This is a genomic window from Arthrobacter sp. H14 (assembly GCF_000520495.1).
Taxonomy (GTDB): Bacteria; Actinomycetota; Actinomycetes; order Actinomycetales; family Micrococcaceae; genus Arthrobacter_C.
Window position 1 is genome coordinate 63,726 of record NZ_KI914641.1, and the last position, 3,893, is coordinate 67,618.

Below are 3,893 nucleotides of genomic sequence, written 5' to 3' on the forward strand. Positions count from 1 at the left end.
GGGGTGCCGGCAACCGCGCCCGCCGGTTCCCAGGAGAGGACGGGCGGTGCTGGCGTTCCGGCCGGCACTGGCGCACCGCGCGGAGACGACACCCGCAACGTCAACCGTAATGACCGCGCCGATAACGATGGAGCCGGCGAAAACGCCATCGACGACGACGGGTGACGGTGGAACGAACCTAGTAGGCCGGCTCCGCGAACCAGAGTTGGGTCTCGCCGTACTTTTTCGAGGAGAACCATTCCAGACCGTCCGGCCAGCCGGGTTCAGCACTGCGGGCAGAGCGTTCGACGACGACCACCGACTCCTCGGCCAGGTGCGGCACCAGGTACTCCAGTATGTGACCGAGTTTGCTTTGCGACAGGCCGTACGGCGGGTCGATAAACACCAGATTCCAGCCGCCGGCACTTTCACGCTCCAGGAAAGATTCCACATTGGTCCGGTGGACCTTTACGACCGAACTGCCCAGAACCTTGTTGACGACATCCGCATTCCGCTGGCACACCTCAGCGGCGCGGGCATCCATTTCGACGAGATGCGCCAGATGGGCGCCACGGCTGGCACTCTCGACCCCGAGCGAGCCGGATCCGGCGAACAAATCCAGCACGCGCGCGTCGGAAATGACGTTGTACGAGTCGAGCCGGGAGAACAGAGCCTCCTTCACCCGGTCCGTCGTCGGACGTGTGCCGTCGCCCGGAACTGAAAACAACCTCATCCCGCCGGCGGCTCCTGCGATGATGCGGCTCATTACCCAAGCGTAGCGAACACCTGTGGTGAGCGGGCTTAGCCGGGGCCGGCGCCGCGGTCGTTATTGGAACTGTTGGACCGATCCGACCCGCGGCCGGTCTTACCCTGGAGGCGTTCGATATGCTCGGAAGCTTCAGCCTTGGTCAGGTCTGCGGGCAGTTCCTCACCGGCGTCGCGCGCTAAAGTGTCCAGGTAGCTGCGCTGTGGACCGGTCATCGGCTCATTTGCCGTGACCCAGTTTTCCGGATCCTTGCTCGCGTCGGACTGCGAGTCCGCTTCCCTTGCACCCAGTGTTTCCGGCTTCTCATCACTCATCGGGCCAGCCTTTCCGTCGTCGATAATTGATCAAGCAGCTACAGCGCATCGTAGTTCGGGTTGTGGATCTCAGCCTCACTATCGCGCGCCTTCATCGATCTCATCGAAGCCATGCCGCCGACGACTGCGGCGATCAGACCGGTGATCCAGGCGGTGATGGCCGCTCCCAGCGAATCCGAATACATCAGCACCCATGGGGAGATGAACACGGCCGCGCCAAGGGCCGTCTGCGTCCAGTTCATGACCAGCACGATGGGTGTGCCAAGGGAAAGAACGCCCGCCGCGACGATCATCAGTCCGCCGCTGATCAGAGCCATCCCTCCGAGCCGTCCCATCGGCGTCCAGATGGGGGAGAGGGCCGCGTAGAGCCCCGCCGCAACCGCAACCCAGTTCTGCCAGCTTCTCCATGCCTTCACGGTAACCAACATCCTTTCGATGATCGGCCCGCGAAGTAACTGCGGGCCTGTGAGCGGTCATGACGCGTTCAATAAGGCTGCTTCGTAGTCTCAGATGTGACGTTACGCCCGGCGCGGGTGCCGGTCAATGGAGATACTTCATTGCGCACGCCCTCTGCTCCTACATAGGCTGTAAGCATACTGATTATCGGACCGCGGGCACGTTCTGTGTTCCGCAGCCGGTAATCTGCGAGGAGGAGTTGTGGCGTCAATGTTGGTGGCGGACTATATTCTGGACCGCCTGCGCCAGTGGGATGTGGAGCACGTTTTCGGCTACCCGGGCGACGGAATTAACGGGATCGTCGGCGCCTTCGGCCGGTCGGACAACGAGCCACAATTCATTCAGGCCCGGCATGAAGAAATGTCGGCGTTCGAGGCCGTCGGCTATGCCAAATTCACCGGGCGGTTGGGCGTCTGCATGGCCACCTCCGGACCGGGAGCGGTGCATCTGCTCAACGGACTCTACGACGCAAAGCTGGACCACGTTCCCGTCGTCGCCATTGTTGGGCAGACCGCGCGCACGGCAATGGGCGGCTCCTACCAGCAGGAAATCGACCTGCTCAGCCTCTACAAGGACGTGGCCAGCGACTACGTCCAGATGGTGACCATGCCCGAACAGCTGCCCAATGTCCTGGACCGGGCCATCCGGGTGGCGATGGCCGAGCGCGCCCCGACTGCCATCATCGTGCCAGCCGATCTGCAGGAAATGGAATACACTCCGCCGGCGCATGCCTTCAAGATGGTGCCCTCCAGCCTTGGCACGGAATGGCCGGAAGTTAAGCCCGACGACGGCGCCATCGGCCGGGCTGCCGAGGTGTTGAATGCCGGTTCCAAGGTGGCGCTGCTGATCGGAAACGGTGCCCGCGGGGCGGAACGGGAAGTGGAGCAGGTCGCCGATCTGCTGGGCGCCGGCGTCGCGAAGGCGCTGCTCGGCAAGGACGTTCTCTCCGATGAACTGCCGTTCGTGACCGGTTCGATCGGCCTGCTCGGGACCAGGCCCAGCTACGAAATGATGATGGAGTGCGACACGCTGCTCACCGTCGGATCGAGCTTTCCGTACTCGCAGTTCCTGCCCGAGTACGACCAGGCCCGCGGGGTGCAGATCGATATCGACGCCAAGCAGATCGGCATGCGATATCCGTACGAGGTTAATATTGTCAGCGACGCCGCCGCCGCCCTGCGCGCGCTGATCCCACAACTGCAGCGCAAACAGGACCGTAAGTGGCGCGAGGGGATCGAAAGCAACGTCACGCAGTGGTGGGAAACCATGCAGCAGGAAGCGATGGTGGACGCAAATCCGATTAATCCGATGCGGCTCTTCTCCGAACTTTCCAGCAGACTGCCCGACGACGCCATCGTCAGCGCGGACTCGGGATCCGCAGCGAACTGGTACGCCCGGAACCTGAAGTTCCACGGCCGGATGCGGGGGTCCTTGTCCGGCACGCTGGCCACCATGGGGCCTGCCGTACCCTACGCCATTGGTGCGAAATTCGGCTGCCCGGAACGTCCCGCCATCGCACTTGCCGGCGATGGGGCAATGCAGATGAACGGGCTCGCCGAACTCATCACCATCCGGCGGTACTGGGAAGAATGGGCCGATCCACGGCTGATCGTGGCTGTGCTGCACAACGATGATCTGAACCAGGTGACCTGGGAGCTGCGCGCGATGGGCGGGACCCCGAAATTCACCGAGTCGCAGACGCTGCCCGACATTTCCTACTCTGACTTCGCAGAGAGCATCGGGCTGCAGGGCATCTATGTGGATGATCCATCGCGGATCGGCGAGGCGTGGGAGCGGGCACTCGCCGCGAACCGGCCGACGGTGCTCGATGTGCGGGTCGACCCTGATGTGCCTCCGATCCCGCCGCATGCGACGTTTGCGCAGGCAAAGCAGTCCGCTGAAGCGATGATTAAGGGCGACGAGGACGTCCTTGGGGTGCTCAAACACGGCATCAAAGTCAAGGCGCAGGAGTTCCTGCCCGGCCGGAAGAAGTAGAAAGGAACGACCATGGCGCATCTCAGTGTAGGAACCGAGAACACCACGCCCATCGAGCTTTACTTCGAGGACCACGGAGCCGGCCAACCCGTAGTCCTGATCCACGGATACCCGCTCAGCGGCGCCTCCTGGGAACGGCAAACGATGGCACTGCTCGACGCCGGTTACCGGGTGATTACGTACGACCGCCGCGGTTTCGGCAGGTCCAGCCAGCCGACGACCGGGTACGACTACGACACCTTCGCCAGCGACCTGAACATCCTCCTGGAGACATTGGAACTGGACGACGTCGTCCTCGTCGGATTCTCGATGGGAACCGGTGAAGTGGGCAGGTATCTGGGCACCTACGGTTCGAAACGGGTGGACAAGGCCGTCTTCCTCGG

5 protein-coding genes are annotated in these 3,893 nt (G+C 63.0%); 2 read left to right on the top strand and 3 right to left on the bottom strand.

Annotated elements, in window-relative coordinates; all coding sequences use genetic code 11:
• Positions 1–178 precede the first annotated feature (178 nt).
• Genes rsmD through Y707_RS24165 form a run of 3 tightly spaced genes read right to left on the bottom strand, consistent with a single transcriptional unit; the run spans position 179 to position 1,475 of the window.
• Positions 179–745, bottom strand: a complete 567-nt coding sequence (gene rsmD / locus Y707_RS0107010; protein ID WP_026534542.1) for a 16S rRNA (guanine(966)-N(2))-methyltransferase RsmD — start codon at positions 743–745, stop codon at positions 179–181.
• 35 nt (positions 746–780) lie between these two features.
• The gene (locus tag Y707_RS0107015; protein ID WP_026534543.1) at positions 781–1,059 is read right to left on the bottom strand and encodes a DUF3072 domain-containing protein; all 279 of its coding nucleotides are present in this window, start codon (positions 1,057–1,059) and stop codon (positions 781–783) included.
• A 38-nt stretch (positions 1,060–1,097) separates the two neighbouring features.
• The gene (locus Y707_RS24165; RefSeq protein ID WP_162150186.1) at positions 1,098–1,475 is read right to left on the bottom strand and encodes an SPW repeat protein; all 378 of its coding nucleotides are present in this window, start codon (positions 1,473–1,475) and stop codon (positions 1,098–1,100) included.
• A 250-nt stretch (positions 1,476–1,725) separates the two neighbouring features.
• Between Y707_RS24165 and Y707_RS0107025 the strand changes: the two genes are divergently transcribed.
• Complete coding sequence (locus tag Y707_RS0107025; protein WP_216699223.1) at positions 1,726–3,510, top strand: thiamine pyrophosphate-requiring protein; 1,785 nt, start codon at positions 1,726–1,728, stop codon at positions 3,508–3,510.
• Positions 3,511–3,522: 12 nt separating this feature from the next.
• Positions 3,523–3,893, top strand: a 371-nt coding sequence (locus Y707_RS0107030; RefSeq protein WP_026534545.1) for an alpha/beta fold hydrolase, incomplete at its 3' end; no start/stop codon positions are given.

What these genes read in the sequence shown, in the direction of transcription:
- rsmD (WP_026534542.1), bottom strand. Translation starts at nt 745, where the DNA reads ATGAGCCGCATCATCGCAGGAGCCGCCGGCGGGATGAGGTTGTTTTCA.
- Y707_RS0107015 (WP_026534543.1), bottom strand. Translation starts at nt 1,059, where the DNA reads ATGAGTGATGAGAAGCCGGAAACACTGGGTGCAAGGGAAGCGGACTCG.
- Y707_RS0107025 (WP_216699223.1), top strand. Translation starts at nt 1,726, where the DNA reads ATGTTGGTGGCGGACTATATTCTGGACCGCCTGCGCCAGTGGGATGTG.